26 protein-coding genes and 1 tRNA gene are annotated in these 21180 nt (G+C 42.5%); 15 read left to right on the forward strand and 12 right to left on the reverse strand.

The genetic code is table 11. From position 1 onward, the window contains the following. Window positions 1–2 precede the first annotated feature (2 nt). From dph2 to cofD, 7 genes are all read right to left on the reverse strand, one after another. On the reverse strand, window positions 3–998 hold the full coding sequence (gene dph2, locus FKV42_RS12715) for a diphthamide biosynthesis enzyme Dph2 (RefSeq protein ID WP_154810651.1): 996 nt from the start codon (window positions 996–998) through the stop codon (window positions 3–5). Beyond that, window positions 991–1554 carry a hypoxanthine/guanine phosphoribosyltransferase gene (hpt, locus tag FKV42_RS12720; protein ID WP_154810652.1) on the reverse strand — a complete coding sequence of 188 codons (564 nt, stop codon included), beginning with the start codon at window positions 1552–1554 and terminating at the stop codon, window positions 991–993. The genes dph2 and hpt overlap by 8 nt, the downstream gene beginning before the upstream one ends. Before the next feature lie 107 nt (window positions 1555–1661). Continuing rightward, complete coding sequence (locus tag FKV42_RS12725; RefSeq protein WP_154810653.1) at window positions 1662–2612, reverse strand: Fic family protein; 951 nt, start codon at window positions 2610–2612, stop codon at window positions 1662–1664. A gap of 164 nt (window positions 2613–2776) precedes the next feature. Further along, complete coding sequence (locus FKV42_RS12730) at window positions 2777–4432, reverse strand: VWA domain-containing protein (protein ID WP_154810654.1); 1656 nt, start codon at window positions 4430–4432, stop codon at window positions 2777–2779. 13 nt (window positions 4433–4445) lie between these two features. Further along, window positions 4446–5573: an ATP-binding protein gene (locus FKV42_RS12735; protein WP_230375699.1), complete on the reverse strand. Its 1128-nt coding sequence runs from the start codon at window positions 5571–5573 to the stop codon at window positions 4446–4448. Window positions 5574–5640: 67 nt separating this feature from the next. Further along, window positions 5641–6048, reverse strand: a complete 408-nt coding sequence (locus FKV42_RS12740) for a hypothetical protein (protein ID WP_154810655.1) — start codon at window positions 6046–6048, stop codon at window positions 5641–5643. A 156-nt stretch (window positions 6049–6204) separates the two neighbouring features. After that, a complete protein-coding gene (cofD, locus tag FKV42_RS12745) occupies window positions 6205–7116 on the reverse strand; it encodes a 2-phospho-L-lactate transferase (protein ID WP_154810656.1) in 912 nt (303 codons plus the stop codon). A 56-nt stretch (window positions 7117–7172) separates the two neighbouring features. On the opposite strand from cofD, the gene FKV42_RS12750 reads away from it, so the two are divergent. From FKV42_RS12750 to crcB (FKV42_RS12790), 9 genes are all read left to right on the forward strand, one after another. Beyond that, window positions 7173–8375, forward strand: a complete 1203-nt coding sequence (locus tag FKV42_RS12750) for an HD domain-containing protein (RefSeq protein WP_154810657.1) — start codon at window positions 7173–7175, stop codon at window positions 8373–8375. A gap of 1 nt (window position 8376) precedes the next feature. After that, entirely contained in the window at window positions 8377–8727 is a 351-nt protein-coding gene (gene lpdD, locus FKV42_RS12755; RefSeq protein WP_154810658.1) for a prenylated flavin chaperone LpdD, read from the forward strand. A 13-nt stretch (window positions 8728–8740) separates the two neighbouring features. After that, the gene (locus FKV42_RS12760) at window positions 8741–9292 is read left to right on the forward strand and encodes a UbiX family flavin prenyltransferase (protein ID WP_154810659.1); all 552 of its coding nucleotides are present in this window, start codon (window positions 8741–8743) and stop codon (window positions 9290–9292) included. A 1-nt stretch (window position 9293) separates the two neighbouring features. Next, a complete protein-coding gene (locus FKV42_RS12765) occupies window positions 9294–10067 on the forward strand; it encodes an ABC transporter permease (RefSeq protein ID WP_154810660.1) in 774 nt (257 codons plus the stop codon). A gap of 231 nt (window positions 10068–10298) precedes the next feature. Beyond that, window positions 10299–10376 (forward strand) — tRNA-Pro (locus FKV42_RS12770). A gap of 127 nt (window positions 10377–10503) precedes the next feature. Beyond that, a complete protein-coding gene (locus tag FKV42_RS12775; RefSeq protein WP_154810661.1) occupies window positions 10504–10785 on the forward strand; it encodes a ubiquitin-like small modifier protein 1 in 282 nt (93 codons plus the stop codon). A gap of 21 nt (window positions 10786–10806) precedes the next feature. Then, entirely contained in the window at window positions 10807–11991 is a 1185-nt protein-coding gene (locus FKV42_RS12780; RefSeq protein ID WP_154810662.1) for a molybdopterin molybdotransferase MoeA, read from the forward strand. Between the two features lie 43 nt (window positions 11992–12034). Beyond that, window positions 12035–12382 carry a fluoride efflux transporter CrcB gene (gene crcB, locus FKV42_RS12785; RefSeq protein WP_328287533.1) on the forward strand — a complete coding sequence of 116 codons (348 nt, stop codon included), beginning with the start codon at window positions 12035–12037 and terminating at the stop codon, window positions 12380–12382. Beyond that, window positions 12372–12722, forward strand: coding sequence for a fluoride efflux transporter CrcB (gene crcB, locus FKV42_RS12790; protein ID WP_154810664.1), 351 nt, complete (start codon window positions 12372–12374; stop codon window positions 12720–12722). Before crcB (FKV42_RS12785) ends, crcB (FKV42_RS12790) begins: the two co-directional genes overlap by 11 nt. On the opposite strand, the gene FKV42_RS12795 is transcribed toward crcB (FKV42_RS12790), so the two are convergent. Further along, window positions 12715–13719, reverse strand: a complete 1005-nt coding sequence (locus FKV42_RS12795) for a thioredoxin family protein (RefSeq protein ID WP_230375700.1) — start codon at window positions 13717–13719, stop codon at window positions 12715–12717. The genes crcB (FKV42_RS12790) and FKV42_RS12795 overlap by 8 nt on opposite strands. 73 nt (window positions 13720–13792) lie before the next feature. After that, the gene (locus FKV42_RS12800; protein ID WP_154810666.1) at window positions 13793–14218 is read right to left on the reverse strand and encodes a flagellar basal body-associated FliL family protein; all 426 of its coding nucleotides are present in this window, start codon (window positions 14216–14218) and stop codon (window positions 13793–13795) included. A gap of 168 nt (window positions 14219–14386) precedes the next feature. On the opposite strand from FKV42_RS12800, the gene FKV42_RS12805 reads away from it, so the two are divergent. Next, window positions 14387–14716: a DUF190 domain-containing protein gene (locus tag FKV42_RS12805; RefSeq protein WP_154810667.1), complete on the forward strand. Its 330-nt coding sequence runs from the start codon at window positions 14387–14389 to the stop codon at window positions 14714–14716. A gap of 19 nt (window positions 14717–14735) precedes the next feature. On the opposite strand, the gene FKV42_RS12810 is transcribed toward FKV42_RS12805, so the two are convergent. The 3 genes from FKV42_RS12810 to FKV42_RS12820 all read right to left on the reverse strand — a co-directional run bounded on the left by FKV42_RS12810 (window position 14736) and on the right by FKV42_RS12820 (window position 16556). After that, the gene (locus FKV42_RS12810) at window positions 14736–14996 is read right to left on the reverse strand and encodes a YhbY family RNA-binding protein (RefSeq protein ID WP_154810668.1); all 261 of its coding nucleotides are present in this window, start codon (window positions 14994–14996) and stop codon (window positions 14736–14738) included. Window positions 14997–15144: 148 nt separating this feature from the next. Beyond that, the gene (locus FKV42_RS12815; RefSeq protein ID WP_154810669.1) at window positions 15145–15843 is read right to left on the reverse strand and encodes an RAD55 family ATPase; all 699 of its coding nucleotides are present in this window, start codon (window positions 15841–15843) and stop codon (window positions 15145–15147) included. 173 nt (window positions 15844–16016) lie between these two features. Continuing rightward, window positions 16017–16556 (reverse strand): MogA/MoaB family molybdenum cofactor biosynthesis protein, encoded by a 540-nt coding sequence (locus tag FKV42_RS12820; protein ID WP_154810670.1) that lies wholly within the window; start codon window positions 16554–16556, stop codon window positions 16017–16019. A 47-nt stretch (window positions 16557–16603) separates the two neighbouring features. On the opposite strand from FKV42_RS12820, the gene FKV42_RS12825 reads away from it, so the two are divergent. From FKV42_RS12825 to FKV42_RS12845, 5 genes are all read left to right on the forward strand, one after another. Continuing rightward, complete coding sequence (locus FKV42_RS12825; RefSeq protein ID WP_154810671.1) at window positions 16604–17686, forward strand: DUF1786 domain-containing protein; 1083 nt, start codon at window positions 16604–16606, stop codon at window positions 17684–17686. A gap of 196 nt (window positions 17687–17882) precedes the next feature. Further along, window positions 17883–18401 carry a 50S ribosomal protein L16 gene (locus tag FKV42_RS12830; RefSeq protein WP_154810672.1) on the forward strand — a complete coding sequence of 173 codons (519 nt, stop codon included), beginning with the start codon at window positions 17883–17885 and terminating at the stop codon, window positions 18399–18401. A 25-nt stretch (window positions 18402–18426) separates the two neighbouring features. Beyond that, window positions 18427–19035, forward strand: coding sequence for a translation initiation factor IF-2 subunit beta (locus FKV42_RS12835; RefSeq protein ID WP_154810700.1), 609 nt, complete (start codon window positions 18427–18429; stop codon window positions 19033–19035). A 121-nt stretch (window positions 19036–19156) separates the two neighbouring features. Further along, window positions 19157–19936, forward strand: coding sequence for an RAD55 family ATPase (locus FKV42_RS12840; protein WP_154810673.1), 780 nt, complete (start codon window positions 19157–19159; stop codon window positions 19934–19936). 5 nt (window positions 19937–19941) lie between these two features. Further along, window positions 19942–21144, forward strand: coding sequence for a radical SAM/SPASM domain-containing protein (locus FKV42_RS12845; RefSeq protein WP_230375701.1), 1203 nt, complete (start codon window positions 19942–19944; stop codon window positions 21142–21144). Window positions 21145–21180 lie beyond the last annotated feature (36 nt).

Consider the following 21180-nt stretch of genomic DNA (forward strand, 5'->3'; position numbering starts at 1 on the left):
TCTTATTCACCTGTGATCTCATCAAAATAGAGGTCTTCCCATTCCCTTTCTCCAAGCACGATCTCAAATTCCAGCGGAGTAAGCATTGGAGCATGGAACCTTCCAACCTCATCGATAGCAAGACGAGGACATGCAGTGTTAACAAATGCATCCACCTTGAACTGCAATAACTGATCCGGAGTTACAAGATCCATTGTGAGAATATGTGCATCCTTGCCATGAGCTTTTGCCATCCTTTTAAGTTCCATGGCAAGTTCCATGCGCTCCTGCCCCGGTTTAGATGATACTACAATACCAAAAACCTCTGCATCGAGTGACTTTGCAATGACAGCACTTCTCTGCCTCAGAACTTTAGAGTAATCTGCTTCCCTGAGCTCATTGACAAAAGGATCAGCTATAAGGACACGTTTCTTCATGGCAAGTGAAACACCAAGTGGATGGAATTGTCCGCTTCCAATGAAAAGATACTCATCACAATCCGCGTTACGGGCAGCAGAGAAATTACAACCAAGAACCTGACCGGGATATGCTATTTTGCTATCACCCGGACATATCACACATTGCTTGCCATGCTGCTCCAGAACCTTTACAGCATCATCAAGTTTGTGCACATGCTGTACCGTTGTGATAAGACCAATGCGCCTGCCTTCAAGTTTAGACGCTGCCAGTTCAACAACATCATTTACATCAACAGCAGACCTTGTTTCTATGAAATAAACTTTCTGTGAAATTTTGTTATCATCCAGATGAGCATGCCCGAAGTGGAAGAGAATATCAACGTCATTGAGCAAAGCAACGTCAAGGTCGCATGCTCCAAAACATGGGTTCCCGGAAATAAATACAGTTACACCTGTTTCATCCTCAATACGTGAAGCTATCCCCGGAGAACGTCTCTTAAAACCCTCGGGAAACTGCAATCCCACTACTTTTGCATCAGTATCTTCAATTACAGAAATTATGTAATCAATCCTGAAATCAAAAGCTTCGCCATCACTCATGTATATCCTCGATGGAAACGCCTTTCTCTGTCACATCAATGCAAACAAGTGTTTTCACATCGATACCCATTTTCTTCAATCTGGAAACACCATCACCACGTTCAATAACTACAATAATATCAGCCACGGTGGCACCAACTCCTTTAAGAGCTTCCGTCAGTGCTACAAGAGTTCCTCCGGTGCTGATGACATCATCCACAATAAGAACCCTGTCACCTTCTGATATATCATTAATGTAAAGTTCGCCTTTAGAATAACCTGTTTCCTGTGACAGCTTGATCTCGCCTTCAAGACCATATGCTCTCTTTCTTATAATACAAAAAGGAACTCCGGTCTTCATTGAAATGGCAGTTGCAAGAGGGATTCCCATAGCCTCTATTGCAATAATCTTGTCAAAATCCCTGCTGACCATCCTAAGAATATGATCAGTGACCTCTTCAAGGAGTTCCGGCTCAAGTCTTGGGACCCCATCTGATATCGGATGAATAAAATAATGATAATCTCCCCTGTGAACGATTGGCGCATTCAGCAGGGATTCACGTAGTATCTTTAGCATAGTTATGGCTTAATATCTGACATTATATAAAGAGAATACCTATGCAAGATGCAAACCTCCAATCATAATCGGAGATTTGTCAAGAAACAAAACAAATCAAGACAGGATTAATCCTCCTGTTCACTTTCCTTAATCCCATGTTCAGAGAGATAACTTTCAACTGCGTTCCGTGAAGAGTACCATATCCTGCCTATTTTTACTGCATCCAGAATACCCTGTCTTGCCCGCAGGCTGAGATATTCCTGAGAATATGGCGTATCTTCTGCCAGTTCTTTTAGCGGGATTAGTTCATCAGCTCCACCGGAAGCGGATAAATAAAGTGTAAGGCTGTCATCAACTGCTCTTGCTATGAACTGTCCAAATGGTTTCAGGTTGCCCTTATCTGCAGACCGAAGTGCAGAGTAGTATTTTTTACGGTCTTCTTTTCTCAGAGCTACAGGCGGATATCTCCGGGACATGAGGTAAAGGTTTGTAAGTAAACGAGCCACTCTGCCATTACCGTCAGTAAATGGATGAATCTCAACAAATCTATGATGAAGGAATGAAGCTGTTTCTATCGGATGAGTTTTATCGGAAATTAGTTTATCAAGCATTTCGTCTATCATGAGAATGATCTTTGACCAGTCAGGTGGACTTTTTACGGCTCCTGTGATCCTGACATTTCTGGTACGGTATTGCCCGGAATCCTCAACCAAACCAGCCATAACCACTTCATGAAGTCGTTGAATATTGACATGGTTTATAGGAACCTTGCCTTTTGCCAGTTCCTCAACAAGATCAAAAGCCTTTGCTGTGTTGCCAGCTTCAATGTGTTCCCTGAGGGATTTACCACCAATGGTTATCCCATCCTCCAGTATAACCTTTGTCTCCTGAAGAGTCAGAGTATTACCTTCAATGGCATTTGAATGATAAGTATGCATCAGCTTCATTTCCTCATTTAGCCGCCTTAGAACTGCCGGCGGCAGAGGACGCATGGATTCAAGCCTTTCAAGTTTATCATCAATACGTTCAAGAAATGTTCTGTCAATAAATGATGTATCTATATCGGTATCGGACATATTTCTAATTATCCGATATGCTTTGAGAAAATATAGAAGTATCGGTATTAGATTTATTACGAATTATCCGATACTAGTATCACACATCAAATACCAAGCTCATTCACATGTAATCAGGATTTTACCGAAAAAACAAAATGTAGGGGATAAACCAAATATCCCCTTCAAGCAAAAGCCGTTATCTGATCCCGCTCCTGCTTGATAGCAGAATAAAGGGCTTCCTTGCTCAGTGACATTGGATGATAGTAACTTCCATTGCTTTTCATTGCAACCTCCTTTGCAAGCATTGAACCGGTTGCACTGATATCAACAACAAGAATATTGACACGGTGGTCAGCTATCTGCTTGCAGACCTGCATGATCTCCCTCTTGATATTGCCACCAAGATGCAATGGAGAGTTTGCAGTACCATCTGTTACAAGGATCATAATCGGGACAGCAGACGGTTCTTTTTTCACTTCCCTGACAAGAGTATCAAGACCTCTTAATATCCCGGAAGCCATTGGAGTTGTTCCTCCGAACGGAACCTTTTCAAGATACCTTTTTGCAGCTTCAACAGACGAAGTGAATGGCAGTACCAGCTCACCTGAACGACCACTGTATGTCACAAGTGATACTCTGTCCCTGCGCTGGTAAGCATCCTTCAGCAAAGCGAGAACGACACTTGTGGTGATCTGAACCTTGTCGCTCTCATCCATTGAACCGGATGTGTCAAAAACAATATTGATCAAGCTGGAAATACGTCTTCTTCTTACCTTTTCCCTTATGTCACCTTTCTTAATCTCAATCTTGCCATCCTTGGCATGATGAGCAGCCGCCCTTACAGTCGGAGCAATGGCAATATCAGTAATCTTCTCACCTGGCATCCTGTATCTTACATAACGTCCGCGCTTGCTCTTTGTGAGAACTTCCGCTCGCCTTCCTGATTTCAGCCTGCCTGCTGCAAGTCTCTTCTTCTGGGAATTGCGGGCGAAATCATTGAGGATCTTACCAACGGTCTTGTCCTCTTTCAGATCATCGAACAATTTGCTTGGTTCTGATTTAGTAACTCTTGACTCGTTCCCAAGCGCTTCCTCTAGTTCATCATGGCTAAGAATAGGAACATAGTCCTTTGGAGTGAGCTCCACACATACTTCAGGTTCATAAATACATATCTCCTCGGATTCATTATGCTCAGCTTCAAAATGAACATCATCTTGAAGAGAAACTGGAGATTCAAATGGTAGTTTTTCTATGGGATTTTCGTCTTCAGGAAGAAACTGATCTTCCTGATTATCCAGATTTTCCATTTCAACCTGTGTATTATATGTTTCAACTTCCGGAGTATCCCCATCTTCAGCAGATCCCAGAATATCAGCGAAGATTGATCTCTCGGGATCAATTTCCTGAGGGGTGGTATCTTCAGTAGCAGCGAATGTATGTTCTGGAATAATATCCTCTACAAGAGAACTGTCTGGCTCGGAAACATCCGGAGCTAATATAATCGCATCATCAATTGATATCTTCGCCTGGGCATACCTGAATACATCTGCAATAGCTGAATCTGATGTTCCAATAAGTGGCTTGAAAAAGGTTTCAGGTTCGATAGACATGTAGTCTGAATCCGCAACTATGCAAACATCATCAATTTCCCCAGGTCTTATCTGTTCCATATTTGCATACAGGTTCTCGTAGATAAGATCAGTATCCTGTTTGGAAAATTCTGAAACGGAACATCGGGGAATACGCAGCCCAAGCACAGGATAACCTAGATACAACACTTTGATGCCATAATTGCGAGGAAGATTCCTGCGCAGGCGCTGAACAAGTTCATCGTCCATCCCCGCACCTCTTTCATACCTTGCCGTCAACAACTGCTCTTAGCTGGTCAACACTGAACTCTTCTTCCTCAAATGGCTTCTTACGCATCCTGTGTGGAAGCACCATTTCAGAAGCTTCGATAATATCATCATTTGTGATGCGTTCCCTGCCTTCATATGCTGCATTTGTCCTTGCGGCACGCTCGATCATGATATCCGCACGGTGTCCGTCCACATTAAAAGCAATACAAATCTCTGCAATTGTACGCAGGTTGTCCCTTGTGGTTGTAACACGTGGAAGCATCTGCATGGCTTTTACAATCTTTGAACGCAGTTTCTCCTGTTCTGCCTCGAACTCACGGATGAACTGTTTAGGTTCATCGTTGAACCTGTTACGTCTTTCTACGATTTCGATACGTTGCTCTACATCATAGATTCCAGTGACCTCTACCTGCAATGCAATTCTGTCAAGCAGTTGGGGACGAAGCTCACCTTCTTCAGGGTTCATACTTCCCACAATTATGAAATTTGCAGGATGGCTTACACTTACTCCTTCACGCTCAACGGTGTTGACACCCATTGCAGCAGCGTCCAGAAGTGCATCCACTACAAAATCGTCAAGCAGATTAATTTCATCAACATAAAGAATTCCGCGGTTTGCCTGGGCAAGAATACCCGGGTCAAATGCCTGCACTCCCTGACGCACAGCCTTTTCAATATCAAGACTGCCTACAACCCTGTCCTCTGTTGCACCCACAGGAAGGTCCACAACCCTCATCTGGCGCCTGCCAATGTGCATAGTACCTTTGCGTTTCTTTTCCTGACATTCCCAGCAGAACTTTTCAGGATCGTTGGGGTCACAATTAAACTTACAACCCTCTACCGTTTCGATCTCAGGCAATATTTCAGCAATGCCTCTTACTGCAGTTGACTTTGCAGTGCCTTTCTGACCTCGTATCAGAACGCCACCAATAGACGGGTTGATAGTGTTAAGAATGAGTGCACGGAGCATTTTTTCCTGTCCGACTATTCCAGCAATCGGATAGAGAACCCTTTCTGTCCTTGTAGCCTGTCTGGCAATGTCCTCCAGATATTCTGACGGAGACTCATTTTCCACTACTTTAGGAACTTCTGTTATTGTCCCTATAATACTTGAACTCATATTATCGCCTTCCCAGCATGTAATTTTGATTTTTGATTTTTTTATTGCTTAATAGTGTTCCTTAGCCTCACAGATACCTCAGAATTATCGCAGATATGAGAGCCATAAAGAGAAGAATAAGTCCTCCCATGAAGAATCCGAACACGATTTTCGTGTGTACCTTCTTTTCTGCATTTTTTGCCATCCCATTGAGCTCATAGAGAGAAAATGTAGAATTCAGGAGGAAAAGAATGGCTGAAAGAAGTAGCAGTGAACCTGCAACCAGAATGTATTCTGCTGTCCATGTCAGCGCCTTGGCGTTCAGAAGGTCAATAAAAAAATCTTTTCCATGTCTCACGTATGAAGCGGTTATCCACATCATAGTGTAAGCGATCTCTGCCGCGGCCATTATCATCGAGCACAAAGCACTCGTCATAAGCGTGACCATCATCCCTATGTCAGGGATCTTCAAATCTATTTTCCATTCATCACCCACAATTTCACCTTAATAGTATGTTTTGTTGGTATGCCCTCTAGTTGGAGATATGGAATATATGCAGTATAATAATAAAAATATACTTATTAAAATGATTATAATTTGAAATTAAATAAAAAAAGAAGTATGCAGAACAAATGACTGTTTCTGCATTATTTAAAACAGTTTCAACACTGTTTCAGCGAGATTCCTGCTTATATCCACAGTCTTCATCAAAGTATCAGTTTTTGAAACACTGCACCCTAGTTCACTAAAACGTCCAACATCAATAGAGTCAAGCTCATCGATTATCAAATGATCAAGAAAATCAGAATAGTATGAAGCAACACCATATGAAGAAACTTCAATACCTCTTGCAGTCATGAGTTTACCTGCCGGTCCGCTTACGGGTTCTGTTCCGATAATAGGACTGACTGCAATCACTTTTTTCTCATTCAGAATATCCCTCATTCCGGGAAGCTCGATTATTGGCCCGATACTTGTTATCGGATTACTTGGACCAATCAGAACATAATCTTCCCTTTCAAGAGCCTCTATTACAGCCGGGGAGATGTTTGCTTTTTCAATACCTTCCTGACATACTTCCAGAACCTCGGACTCACCATGTTTGCCAATCCAGAAATCCTGGAAATGCATCTTTCCTTCCGGTGTGTTTATCATACTTGAAACGGGATCATCGGACATAGGGAAAACACTTGCCTTTACACCAAATGATTTTGACAGACCAATTGTTGCCTCGGTAAGAGTAAGGCCGCTTCGTATCAGATCAGAACGTATTATGTTGGTTGCACGGTCAATATCACCAAGCATCATTACCTCATCGTATCCCAAGTCCTTCATAGCCTCATGGGTTCGATATGTATCATTCTTCACACCCCACCACTTTGAAGTGTCAAGCCTGCCTGAAAGCAGGTAGAGAACAGTATCAATATCTGGTGTGACCAGATTTCCTGAAACCCATAGATCTTCCGCAGTATTTACCACAACGGTGATCTTTTCTTCAGGGTAAACTTCCCGAAGTCCGTTCAATAATTTAGGTGTGCCTGTGCCGCCTGAAAAAATAATCATATTTGTCCATCCTCTTTATCGGAATATCATTATAAGATGAAGCGTATTTAAAATATATGAAAGTCATCCGTGATCCTATACATGGATATATTGAGCTTGACCCGCTCACGTTATCGATAATCGATTCACCGCAGATGCAGAGACTGAGAAGACTGAGCCAGCTTGGCCTTTCAAACCTTGTTTATCCCGGAGCCAACCATTCACGTTTTGAGCATTGTCTGGGAGTAATGCATCTTGCCACCATGCTGACCGGAAAAATAGATTCTGTCACAGATGATGAAAAAAAGGAACTCAGGGTTGCTGCTCTTCTCCATGATGTCGGACACGGGCCTTATTCACACGTAACAGAAAACCTTACAAAACTTTACACTAGAAAGCACCATGAGGATGTTCGTGAGATTCTCAAAAAAGGTGAACTGGGAGAGATTCTCAGTGATAATGGCCTGAACCCCGCAACTATTGAGGATCACATACAGGGAAAAACAGACATAGGAAAAATACTCAACAGCGAGATCGATGTAGACAGAATGGATTATCTTGTGAGGGATTCACATTATACGGGTGTTGCTTTTGGTCTGGTAGATCATGTAAGGCTTATTAATGAGATGAAGTTTTACGAGAACAATCTGGTAGTGAACGCCGGCGGCGTCAAGGCAGCAGAATCACTTCTGGTATCCAGATTCCTGATGCATCCATCGGTTTATTATCATCATGTTTCAAGAATAGCTGAAACAATGTTCACAAGAGCGGTTGATGATCTGATCCAGAAAAGATCACTCAATCCTTTTGATCTAAGGAAGATGGATGACTCCATGCTGCTGGAAATGATACGCAACGATGATGGTTATGCGGGTGAGCTAGCACAGAGACTTGATAACAGGAAACTCTACAAGAGAGCACTGTATATCGGATTTGATGAAGTCGGCGAAGGAGTTCTAAAACACCGGAAAAACATCAAAAGAGTGGAAGCTGAGATTGCGGCAGAAGTTGGGATTGAGCCTGAGTCTGTGCTCATTGATATCCCCAGAAATCCGGAAATTGCTGAAATGAAAGCTCTCGTGAAAGTTAATAACAGAATGCTTAGGCTTGACGAGGTATCTCATGTCGTTGCCACCCTGGAACAGGCACACCGTGACAACTGGAAAATGGGAGTTTATACTCCAACCGAATACAGGGAAGCTGTTGGAAAGGCGGCCAGAAACTTCTTTGAAGTTAAAAGAACCACAAAACAGTTCCGCCTGACAGAAATCGAGGAATAATATGCAGGAAATCAGGAAGATTGTGGCAGGTATCAGCCTTGTGCTTGAATGGAAAAAGACCGGAGAGGATTATGTTGCCAGTCTTACCGGTGGTGACGAGCATGTGGGAGCAGTCGGAGTTGGATTCTACGATAAAGAATCAAACCGGGCATCTTCATCTGTGATTACAACACCCGGACACAGGGAAACTGAGATCGCACTGAACGGTGCAAAGGTATTCAGCAAAGCCTGTAAATCAACTTCCGTATTCATCGTTGGTATTCATCTTGATAATATTACACTTGATGAAATTAAGGAGATAGTTTCTGCATCTGAGGAAATGATTAGTGAGCTTGCTGTAATTATAGGATAGAAGAGGGATTCTAATGGAAGTAGTAATAGGTATCAGTGGAGCTTCAGGTTCTGCGTATGGAGTCAGGTTGCTGGAAATTCTTGCAAAAACAGATATTTTTACTCATCTTGTCATGACAAAAGCTGCAAAACAGATACTTGAGATAGAGACCGATTACGAGTTATCCTATGTAGAAGACCTGGCAGATGCAGTCTATGATGAAAATGATTTTACAGCACCAATTGCAAGCGGCTCCCACAGGTTCTACGGGATGATAATCGCCCCATGCAGCATGAAAACACTTGGGGAAATAGCAGGTGGAATGTCCGATAACCTGCTTGGCAGAGTGGCTGATGTTTGCCTCAAAGAGAGAAGAAAATTGGTGCTTATGCCACGTGAAACACCCCTTAACCAGATTCATCTGGAGAACATGCTGAGACTTGAGAGAGCCGGCGGAATAATTTTGCCAGCGTGCCCGGGTTTTTATTCCAAACCACAGACAATTGATGATCTTGTAAATTCAATGGCAGGTCGCGCACTTGACTTGATAGATATTGAAAACGACGTTTACAAACGCTGGGAGTGAAATGGCACTTTCAGGGAAAAGACTCTGCCTGAACACAGTGTTTACCCTGTGGCTGCGGGAAATGTTGCGCTATAAGCGCTCACGTTCAAGGATAATAGGTTCCCTTGCAACGCCACTCTTTTTTCTTGTGATAATGGGTTCTGCACTGGGAAGTACCATGACCCTTCGCAGCGGCAGGTATATTGATTACATGGCTCCCGGAATCATAGGAATGTCAATTCTCTTCGCATCGCTTATGGGTGGAATCTCCATCATATGGGACAGGGAATTCGGCTTCCTTAAAGAGATTCTTGTAGCGCCTGTAAGCCGTTTTTACACAGCTCTTGGAAAAGCCGCAGGTGGAGTTACAACTGCGATGGTGCAGGGCACATTGCTCATGGTCATCAGCGGAATTATCGGAATAGAATATGTATCTATATGGAGAGAACTTCTATGCATACCGATAATGTTCACAATGGGACTGGGATTCATTGGTCTTGGTATTACACTTGCTTCAAAAATAGAATCACATGAAGGATTCCAGATGATGATGACGTTCATCACATTTCCAACCATTATGACCAGCACTGCATTTTACCCGATGGAGAATCTTCCAGGCTGGTTGAGCATACCCGTGCATCTGAATCCGCTTACTTATGGTGTGGAGGCACTGAGGTGGATGCTGCTTGATGCTTCCGATGTGCCTATCACCCTGTCACTTGGAGTAATCACTGCTTTTGCACTTATCATGATGACAATTGGAAGCCGGGCTTTTGACAGCGCAGTTGACCAGTGAGGAAGTTGATATCATTGGGCGCTTGCCCGCATAGTTTTGAAGCTAAAAAATCTAAAAACTGATAGATATGATAGAATTCCGTGTTTCTGGATTATAAACCTCGTGAGAAAAAGATGTGAGTATTTATACTCAGCCTTCTGCACCCTATAGCATTTTCCATATTAGCACGGTTATCACGAAACCTTTTTATACAATATATGCTATGTGAGAGCTACCCTTCTGAATCTGATTGGGATAGTAGGGTAGCTTGGTCCATCCTCGAGCGTTTGGGACGCTTGGACTGCGGTTCAAATCCGCGCTATCCCACCAGAACTTTTTACAACTTTCAAAGTGTCGTTTCTGATTCTGTTCCTACTATTGTTCTGTGACCGTTAGCTTAGTCTTTTTGTCCTTACAGGATTAGTTTTATAATATATCCGTCGGGAATAATGTTCCCATGGCAAACGTTACAGTGAAACTATTTGCAAATCTCAGAGAGATTGCACAAACTTCTTCTTTATCACTTACAGGAGAATCTGTAAAAGATGTGCTCCTTTCACTTACAGAACAATATCCTGCTCTTAAAGAACTCGTAATTGAGGAAGGAGGCGATGTAAAACTTTGTGGATACATCAATGTATTCCTGAACGGAAACAACATCAAGCACATGGAAGGACTGGATACTATCCTGAATGATGACGATGAACTGGGAATATTCCCACCGGTATCCGGCGGTTAAACTGATAACAGAGGGACTTGAATGATATTCAGAGAACGAACAGATGTCTCAGAGGCAAAGGAAATGTTCCTGGCCGGTATAAGCGGAATTGACAGAACAGAAGTACTGCCTGCAAGGTCTGCAATCGGAAGAGTGCTTGCTACAAGCATACTTGCACCACGTAACGTCCCTCATTACAGACGTTCTGCAATGGATGGATTTGCAGTAAGATCTGTAGACCTCATTGGTGCATCCCCAACAAACCCCGTCATGCTCCAGATATCCGATGAGATAATGGAAGGAACCTGTACTCCAGTGAACACTGGAGATTACGTGCCTGATGACGCAGATGCAGTCCTGATGATGGAAGATACCATTTCCATCGGAGATATGATAGAGATTAAGGCACAGGTGCATCCCGGAAAGAACGTTGGTGAGATCGGTGAGGATGTCAGGAAGAATGAGATAATATTCAACAAAAGCCACATCCTCAGACCTTGTGACATTGCAGTTCTCGCATCTCTTGGAATCGGTGAAGTCAAAGTCTATTCAAAACCTGTTGTTGCAATCATCCCTACCGGCAATGACCTGCTCCCGCTTCCGGGAGATGAAGAACCTGCACCCGGCAAAACACTCGACATTAACAGCCTCATGATAGGAGAATATGTTGAGAAATGGGGAGGAAATGCAAGATATTGCGACATCGTCCCTGAAGATGAGAATCTCATCGAAAAAGCTATCAAGGCAAATCTCGACACAGACATGATAGTAGTTTCAGGTGGAACTTCTGTTGGAGACAGGGATTTTGTCCCGGCGGTGGTTGAGAAACTGGGAAAGAAACTGGTTCATGGAGTAGGACTCAGCCCTGGAAAACCGACTGCACTTGGAATTGTTGAAAATGTCCCTGTACTATGTATGCCCGGATATCCGGCAGCAGGACTTGTGGCACTTTTTGCTTTTGGTAAACCGGCACTAAGAAAAGCTGGAAATATACCTGATATACCTGACACAACCGTGAAAGCCACATTAAGCGGGAAAATACTCTCAAGAGAAGGCTATGTCAGCTACGCAAGGGTAATACTTGAAGGAGACATCGCCCATCCGCTAATGACAGCAGGTGCCGGAATACTGAGTTCCATTGCAAAATCCGATGGCTTTGTTATCATCCCGGAAAATGTGGAAGGGTGCGAAGAAGGAAGCGAAGTGGACGTAGTGTTAATTGAATAGTGATTATCTGAAAAACCAGGGCTCAGAACTACTCACAATTGGCATGGGAGGGTTCTTTGGAGCAATATCGAGATTTCTTATTGCAGGATACTTTACTTCTGCATCCGGAACGCTTGTGGTAAATGTACTTGGGAGCATACTGCTCGGTTTTCTCATGTACAGCTCCGAGTACCTTGGTATTATATCCCCAAGAACACGTATGTTTTTGGGAATTGGATTTTGCGGATCACTTACAACCTTTTCAACATTCATGGTTCAGACTTTTCAGATGCAACTGTCTGAAGCCGCATTCAACATACTTGCCAGTCTTGTTTTGACACTCGCCGGAGTTTTCACCGGCAGAGCACTGGTAATCTATTTAGTAAAAAGGAGGGAAGGAACTGGCATATGAAATCCTTCTCGTAGGGATCGGAGGTTTTATCGGTGCCAACCTCAGATACCTTGTTTCCGGAGTAATTCCAAGAATAAATGAGATTCCTGCCGGAACGCTTGCAGTAAATGCCATTGGCAGCTTCGTACTTGCAACATTGACATTCACTTCTTTGGAAGGATCACTGCGTTATATGGTAAGTGTAGGAATGCTTGGATCATTCACAACATTCTCAACCTTTGCATACGAGAGCTTCAGGCTTTTGGATGAGGGTGAGAACAAACATTTCCTTTTGAATATCGGACTTAACCTTTCTTTATGTCTTCTTGCAGTGTTTTTAGCACATATTCTTATCAGATGATATTCAACTGCAACAATGCAGCCAGTAAGATCAATATTATTCCTGTAACCAGGCGAACTTCCACACGCTTCTTTTCCCTCAATTCGTTGACCTTTTCAGGGTCCAGACCTAAAGCAAGAAGTGCACCAAGTATCAGAATTGGAAGGACAACTGCAAAATTATAGAGACCCATGTACAGCACAGCATTTACAGTGTTGCCACCCGACAGGAGCATTTCAAGGATCATCAGGTAAACAGCGCCTACACATGGAGCTTTTACGAGAGAGAATATTCCCCCACCAACAAAGGAGATGAGAAGTATATTCTTACCTCTTGCATGGTTCATGAGATCCACAAATGAGTGGGGGGTTTTGAATGATGATTTAGAATGCTTGCTTATGTAATATGCATCATAAATATGCCATACTCCTAAAATAGCTACAAGCAGTATCATGAATGCTGTAATTGCATCTTTGAGTCCTGGGAAAGAAGTAATTGTGTTCAGTATCCCAAACCCTACAACCATGTAAGTTACAAATATCCCGGCACAGAAACCGATAACCAGAACAAGCATATCCTTGCGGGAACCTCCGGAAGATACAATTGCTGATGCAAGAAATGCCATAACAGCAATAAGACACGGATTGAAACCTGCAAGCAGACCTGCAATGAAAATCACAGCCGGTGTTTGATCATCTAACGATTTATCAGATAGATACTCAACTGTTGATAAATCATTTTTATAAGTCTTTGCCGGAGCTGATTCTATTGCCTCTGAAAGCATTGAAGAGAGTTTATCCGTGTCTCCTTCATAATCATTGTAGCTAATGACAATGCTCCCATTGACCACAACTGCAGGAACGCTTGTCACTCCATAACTATTAGCCAGACTGAAAGCGGATGTGATCTCATATGAAGTGAAGTTAGTATCAGGGTAACCGGAAACCACGTTTTCAATTACAGGTGATGCCTGTGCACATTTAAGGCAGCCATCTTCGTGGAAATATTCCACAGACACTGTGGCGTGGGCTAAGCCAGTTAAAAAAATAAGGATTAACAAAAATGCAAGTAGAAACCTGCAGTTATTTCGTTCAGTGACAGGATGTCGATGAACAGGTCTTCTTCTCATACTCGCTTTCCAGAACGGATTTTGTTTCAATGCTCAGGAGTTCACCTGTGCTGGAAGAGACGTATCCTTCAATCACGTACAGATCTTTGATACCCGAACATGAGCAACTGCGTTCCATAATCCTAACCCACCATACACTATTCTCCTGAACTGTTCCGTTAGGCACGGAATCCACAAGTTCGGTGCTTGTCACCCTCCGTTCCTCAACATGGAATTTTTCTTCAGAATAATTAATTGCCATTGGATTGCTTTCAACAATCGCTACAGCTTCTGAAGAGTTAACATTAGTATTCACGCTATCCGAACCCAGGTACGTATAAGCACCTGCTATCCCTATGAGTACCAGAACAGCCAGAGCTGCAATGACAGTATTTTTGTTTTTGTCCATAAGTATTGGTATTAGCATTTAAGCTATAAAGTTTACTAAGCATGATCATGCACCCTGATAATAAACCCCGCATATTAACGGGAAAAGCAATTATATGTTAGAGAGAACCAGAAAAAAGATGTAATATTACCTCATTTGCATTAACAAGCAAACTATTCAGGGGAAAGCATGAGAACATTACTTTTGAGAATATATCTGAGTGAGAATGACAAGTATAAAGGAAAAACTGCACACCACGCAGTCATAGAGTTCCTGAAAGATAAAGGCATTGCAGGAGCCACTGTCCACCACTGCATCGAAGGTTATGGAATCCAGCACGAGATACATACTGCAAGTGTCCTGAGACTTGGGACGGACCTGCCGGTGATCGTTCAGGCAGTAGACAGGGAAGAAAAGATAAGAAATATTATTCCCGAACTAAAGGAAATGCTTCCCACTGAGCTTATGATAGTGCAGGAAGTAGAAGTGGTATCAGGGGAGAGTTTTAAAGAAGAGTGATGAGACAAATAGTCTCCGATCACCTATAAAGAACAACTGTGCTACCCCTTACATCAATCAGGGTTGTCTTAGTTGCTTCTGCAAGCTTCTCAGCAGATATCTTAATGTCTTCTCCCTCTGAACTGGTTTTAAGCATCTTTATCTTTATAAGACGGTTGGCTTTGACCTGCTTTTTTATTTCCTCTACAACGGAATCAGTTATCCCATTCTTCCCGATATTGATTATAGGTTTGATCTTGGTTGCTTCATTCTTTAATTGATATAATTTATCTTTATCCATGATGATACTCCGATAATTTGTATTAAATTTTGATTATATGTCACCAGTTGATTGGTGAGTATTTGAAACTGACCATTGAACATTAGATAATATCATGGTCACAAAAATAAACGATAAAAATGCAAAAAATCCTGCTTTAATGGCAGTTTTATGTTTTCTTGAGAGTGATCGTGGCGCCCTCTATGCTATATTCAAACCATGGAGTAGGCTTTGAGGTTATTCCTACTACTCTCATGGCGTAGACATCTCCAACAGCTTTTATTTCGATCATACCATCAAAAAGCTGTTTAAGGGTAGCTATTGTCTGTGCATCATGCATCTCATCTTCCACCACATACAGACCAAATCCGTTAGCAGCTTTAACACGACCGGTAAAGACATGCAAAAACCTGAAAACCGTTTGTATGTTGGAATACATGAGGATAGTTGACAGTGAGTTTATGCACAGATGAACATGTTGCTTTTTCTTTTTCACCAGCATTTCTTCGAAGAACTGGCTGATCTTGACACCGATACCGGTAAGATCCACAGGACTTGACGCCCTCTTTATCTCTTTAGTATCTGCTGCAGCCATCCCAAGTGTCTTGGTAACACAATCAACAACACCTATATCAGCAGTTGACATGTCCAGACTATTATCTTCGAACCATCCGAGAACACGTTCCCCTGGTTCACGTGTAGATACTATAATAGCAGATCCGGCAGGACTCTGGCTGTTAAAAATAATGGCATCCAGCAGGTCATCTTTTCGGCTCATAGGTGGACCTATCATCATGAGATTGGTTCCTTCCCGGATGTCGCCTAAGAGCTCATCCAGTTCCTTGATGCCTAAAGAGTAGCCGGACATGTTTCCTTCTTCATTGGGATTGTATATAGGATTTGCCCTATAGGGACTTACTAGCCCTCATTAAGGGATTAACTATATTTTTCCGCCATTTCAAATATAAATACTAACGTATATAAATGTGCCTTTTTGACACACTCTAATTAAATAAAATATACAATATAAACCTTTTTTGGTTACTGGCAAGCATGTTTCACAAGATGACCGGTTTCAGGTAATATAATTTCCTTCAAGGCCAGTTCAACTGCATTAGGGGATCCTGGAACACAGAATATTACTTTTCCTTTTAACAAACCTGCTGCAGCACGTGAAAGAATAACAGAACTGCCTATCTGTTCTATACTCTTGAAACGGAAAAGTTCCCCAAATCCCGGAATATCCTTGTCAAAAAGAGGAACTACAGATTCTATAGTTACATCTTTTGATGCAAGACCGGTTCCACCACTCGTGATTACAACATCTGCATCTGATTCAAGGGCACGGTGTATGGAGCCTTTGATCAATGCAGGCTCATCGGGAATCAATTCGTATTTCGTAACTTTGTGACCACTGGAAATCACAAGTTCCTGCATTAATTTCCCGGAACCGTCATTGGCTTCTTCTGGCGAGGAAACAGATCCGAATTCACTGAACCTTGAACTGGAAATAGTGACAAGGTAAAAGGAATATGCTTTTTCTGTGCCTTCTTTATGTTCTTTTGTGGACTGACTGCTCATACGAAGTATTTATACCTGAAAAAGTATAAGAAACACTCGATTTAACCATGAGAATACTTTCTATAGATGTCGGGACCGGCACGCAGGATATACTGCTTTATGATACTGAACGTGAGATTGAGAACAGTCTTGTGATGATTATGCCGTCACCAACAGCAATTACTGCAGAAAGGATCAGAAAGGCAACTCATGAGAGACATAATATAGTTCTGACTGGAGATGTCATGGGGGGAGGACCTTGTGTCAGAGCCATTAAATCCCACATGGAAAATGGACTTAAGGTCTATGCAACAGAGAAAGCTGCCCTTACAATCAAAGATGACATTGAAAGGGTCAGGTCAATGGGCATCAATATAGTTTCAAATGATGAATTGGAAGCTCTTCCTGATGATACAAAAGAGATTGTCCTTCAGGATATAGATGTTGATGCTTTCAGCAATGCTCTTGCCAGTTTTGGTGTAAGCATGCCGGAAATGATTGCTGTGGCGGTACAGGATCATGGAAACTCACCACAGGAAAGTAACCGTATATACCGTTTCAGGATATTTGAAAGACTTATTGATGAAGGTGGAAGCTTTGAACAGTTTGCCTACAATAAAGATACGGTTCCTGAAGAATTCACCCGCATGGCAGCAGTTGCAAGTACTCTGAAAAAACAGGATTTTATCAAAGATACAATTATTATGGATACAGGGCCAGCGGCAATTTTTGGTGCTTTGCTTGACCAGAATGCATTGCAACCGGCAATTGTTGTAAATATCGGGAATGGACACACCCTTGCTGCAATTGTGAAAGATTATCATGTCGTGGCATTGTTTGAACATCACAGCTCAGCCCTTGACGGTGAAAAATTACAGAAATATATACTTGAATTTGCCAGTGGGAAACTCACTTTTGAGGATATCTTTGGTGATGGTGGACATGGTTGCTACATCCGTGAAACTCCCGGATTGGATGCAATCAGGTCAATAATGATCACCGGACCCAGGCGCAATATACTCATGGATATGAATGAGGAGGAAAAGGATAGTGTTGTCTGGGACAAACTTCATTTTGCATCTCCGTATGGCAATATGATGTTGTCAGGTTGTTTTGGGCTTCTTACGGTCCAGCTGGGTAAAGAGCTTTGAACCTGTGACAAGACTTATAAACTCCTAGGTAGTAGGAGGACAGCTATCGAGATTAATCCATATTGTTGAGAGCAACATCAACAAATACAAATATATACATATTAATTAAGGGAAAAATCCAGATGCAAAAACAACGGTACTATCATAGTTACGTACCGCACTTTATTACAATAATCAATTCAAGGAGATTTTATTCATGGTAAGAAAACCAGCAAGTATGTACAGGAACGTCAGACAACGCTCATACACCAGAAGGAAATATATGGGTGGTGTGCCAGGTAGCCACATCATTCACTACGACATGGGTAACAAGAGCGCTGAGTTCCCGGTAAAGGTCACACTCGTAGTTAAAGAAAGATGCCAGTTGCGCCACACTGCTCTTGAAGCTGCACGTATCACAGCTAACAGGGCAATGGTTAACGCAGCAGGTCGTACAGGATACCACATCAAACTCAGAGTATATCCACACGAAGTACTCAGAGAAAACAAACAGGCAACCGGAGCAGGAGCAGACCGTGTATCAAGTGGAATGCGTGCTGCATTCGGAAAGAACGTAGGAACTGCAGCAAGAGTTTCAGCCGAGCAGAAGATCTTCACAATATCTGTTAACAAAGAACACTTTGTAGCAGCAAAAGATGCTCTCAGAAAAGCAGGCCAGAAACTGCCAACCCCTGTCAGAATTGTAGTAGACCAGGGTATGGAACTTGTGCAGTAAACAAAATTACAACGAGGGATTAATGATGGAAGATTACGAAGCGCTTCTGGATCGTGCAATAGCAAACTTACCTGATATGGAGACTACGGATGCCCGTTTCGTAATCCCTGAACCAAAGATCATGGTTGAAGGTAAGACCACTATCCTTGACAACTTCAACAACATTGCTGATGTCCTTAACAGGAATCCAGACCATGTGATGAAATACCTCACACGTGAAATGGGAACTGCCGGAAAGATTGATGGCCTTAGGGCAGTATTTCAGGGTAGATTCTCCAAGGAACAAATAAAATCCAACATTGAAGCATATGTTGAAGAATTCGTCATGTGTTCCGAATGTGGAAGACCTGACACACAACTCACCAAGATGGACCGCATAATGGTGCTTAAATGTGCCGCATGTGGTGCACACAGACCGGTAAAGAAAAGAAGAGCCAGTGCACCTGTTAAACAGGATGCAATCGAAGAAGGCAAAGAATATGATGTCAGAATTGATGCGGTTGGTTCAAAAGGTGACGGAATCGCAAAGGTTGACAGATATACGATCTTTGTACCGGGTGCTGCAAAAGGTGAGACTCTTAAGATTAGAATAAAGAGAATCAGCGGAACCCTCGCATTTTCTGAAAAAGTGTGATACCTGAACACAGGTATCAACAATCTTCTTTTTTTTGAAATCTTTTTTAAAAGCAATTATTATATAATATTCGCGCCGTAAATATATTAAACTACTCGAAAATAATTATTCGAGGAAAGATATGGCACGAGTACCTACAGGAATACCAGGATTTGATAAACTTATAGAAGGCGGGTTTATTGAAAACGATGTCATCCTCCTGACAGGAGGACCTGGCGCAGGAAAATCCACTTTCGGATCACAATACCTGTATGCAGGCATTACATCATACAATGAACCGGGAGTCTATGTCACGTTTGAAGAAACACCTGCCCGCATCATGAGAAATATGTGGAGATACGGATGGGACATGGAACGTCTTATCAAAGAAAACAGGCTCCGTATTATCAGAGTAGACCCTATTGCCTATGGGCGTTACATCAAGAAGACACTGGAACCTGATAAGCAGGACCATGACAATGCAACGCTTGAGACCGTGCTAAAGCAGATTTATGCAAGTATGAAAGAAATTAATGCGAAACGGCTTTTCATTGATTCATTGACCTCTCTTAAACTGTCCTCAGACCCGGTAGATGTAAGGCACATAATTCTTGAATTTATCAAAAACATCGAAAGCTTTGACTGTACTACACTAATTACCAGTGAAATGAACATGAACCCTGACAATTTCAGTGTCGAAGAGTACCTTGCCGAAGGAGTTATCTGTCTTAAAGTCAACAGGATTGCCGGAGAAAGGATCAGATCCCTTGAGATATTGAAAATGCGAGGTGTAAAGCACGACGAGGTGCTTCGCCCATACGTGATTACCGATAATGGCATTTTTGTCTATTCATCCGATTCTGTTATAGGCAAGGAAGCTGATGTGTTCTCCCTACAACGATCTTCGATCCTAGGGGAATAATGTAAATGAAAGCCGACCATAAAAATTCAGATAATAAAGACATTGCATTGGTTTCAATACCCGGACTTTCAATCAAAATGGATAAAAAAGCTGATTTCGTTCAGCTTAAAGCACATGGCCCTTTGAGAAAGGCTTGTGCACCTTTTTTAAAAAAGATTAACCAGCGTCTTAAAGAGGAAAAACCTGCTTTTGTTGATGAGGATAAGGTAGTAGCTTCAACCTGGCTGCCGCCAATTCCAAGTAAGCCATTTAACCGCCTGCTTCTGGCTGAGACACAGATAGCACTTGGCAGATACATACCTGAAACGGTTTCTTTTGAGATAACACGCAACTGTAAATGCAACTGCGAGCACTGCGTTGTGAGTGGGGGAGAAGGCGACCTTGACATCGAAACCATCAAACAGGCCATTGATGACGTTCTTGACATGGGTGCAATGGTAATCATATTCACGGAAGGCGACCCGATGCTTCGCGAGGATATCTACGAACTTATCGATTATGTGGATAAGGAACGTGCTATAGTTAACATGTACACCCCGGGAACCGAAATGACACCTGAGAATGCTCGCAGGCTCAAGGAAGCAGGACTCCATAACCTGCTGGTCAGTATCTATTCCACTGAAGCGGAGAAACATGATGCTGTGAGACGACTTGATGGTGCTTTCGATATCGCAACAAATGCTATAAAAACAGGACTTGAAGCAGGTTTACTTGTTACAATGGCAACACACGTTTCCCCAAAGAACATTGATGAACTGCCTGCAATGTATGAGTTTGCCAGGGAACTTGGAGTACATGAGTTCTCACTATGGGAATCTGTTCCGAAGAAAAAGGATGATCCGGTTATCTCAGGCGGTGACAGGCAGAAAGTGCTTGAAATGTATCACCGCGTAAATTCCACAAAAGGCGGACCACGCATTTTTTCCAACACTTATTTTGAAGGAGAAATGCTCGGATGCATGGCAGGCCAGAGATGGATGCACGTCTGTGTTGACGGACTTGTAAAAGGATGTCCGTATATCCCGTTCCACTACGGAAACATACAGGACAGTTCTATAAAGGATATCTGGGCAAAGATGCGCAAAGACAAGGCTTTCAGAGGCCAGCGTAGCACATGCCTTATGCAAGAAAAAGAGTATCTTCAACTTGTGGATAAGATTCCGGAGAATGCATCAAAACCTTATGATATTGACAAGATTCAGGCTTGAATTTTGTTTTATTTTTTGGCTCTGTAGAAATCCTCA

Origin of the sequence: Methanolobus vulcani, assembly GCF_006546655.1 — an archaeon.
Taxonomy (GTDB): domain Archaea; phylum Halobacteriota; class Methanosarcinia; order Methanosarcinales; family Methanosarcinaceae; genus Methanolobus; species Methanolobus vulcani_A.